The organism is Okeania sp. SIO2C9, assembly GCF_010672455.1.
Taxonomy (GTDB): Bacteria; Cyanobacteriota; Cyanobacteriia; order Cyanobacteriales; family Microcoleaceae; genus Okeania.
The window spans coordinates 60,506-61,565 of the sequence record NZ_JAAHGO010000008.1; the positions used below are offsets into that span (position 1 = coordinate 60,506).

Genomic DNA, 1,060 nt, shown 5'->3' on the forward strand with positions numbered 1-1,060 from the left:
TGCCCTGGTCATCACGCAATACGACCTCTACATCAGCAAGAGGAGTATCACCCGTACCATTGTTATCAGTATCTTCGGTGACTGTACCTGATATGGAGCCATTGGGTATCTCATCCACGAAGTCGTTATCTGTATCGTCTTCCCCAGGCTCTAAAGTTACACCCACAATATTGTCTACAGTGGTGTTGTTGTCGGTAGGATCGCCATCATTGCTATTGTCTTGGTCGCTGACATCTTGATAACCTGGTAGATTAGTTTGCACAACCTCGTAGTCACCAGGCTCGACATCGTTGAATGAGTATGTACCATCTGAGCCTGTAGTAGTAGTGGCTACGTTATTGCCCTGGTCATCACGCAACGTTATAGTGACGCCTTCTAGAGGAATATCACCTGTACCATTGTTATCAGTATCTTCAAAGACTGTACCGGATATGGAAGCATTATTACCATCTACAAAGTCGTTATCTGTATCCGCTTCTCCTGGTTCTACAGTTACACCCACAATATTGTCTACAGTGGTATCGCTGTCAGTAGGGTCACCATCATCACTATTGTCTTGGTCGCTGATGTCGTTGGGGAAATCTGGTGAGTTGATTTCTTGTACTTGATACTCCCCTGGTTCTACATCTGTGAATATGTAGTCACCGTTGTTATCAGTAGTTGTGGTGATGGGGTTGCCATTCTCTAGCACTGGGTCGCCATTGGAATCCAGTAGATTGATGGTCACACCAGGTATGGGGTCGCCATTTTCGTTGGTTACTGTACCGGATATGGAAGCATTATTACCATCTACAAAGTCGTTATCTGTATCCGCTTCTCCTGGTTCTACAGTTACACCCACAATATTGTCTACAGTGGTATCGCTGTCAGTAGGGTCACCATCATCACTATTGTCTTGGTCGCTGATGTCGTTGGGGAAATCTGGTGAGTTGATTTCTTGTACTTGATACTCCCCTGGTTCTACATCTGTGAATATGTAGTCACCGTTGTTATCAGTAGTTGTGGTGATGGGGTTGCCATTCTCTAGCACTGGGTCGCCATTGGAATCCAGTAGATTGAT

At 45.3% G+C, this 1,060-nt stretch carries 1 protein-coding gene; it reads right to left on the reverse strand.

The genetic code is table 11. The features are described 5' to 3' along the window. Nucleotides 1–1,060: SdrD B-like domain-containing protein (locus F6K23_RS08320; RefSeq protein ID WP_293153267.1), on the reverse strand; the 1,060-nt coding region annotated here is incomplete at both ends.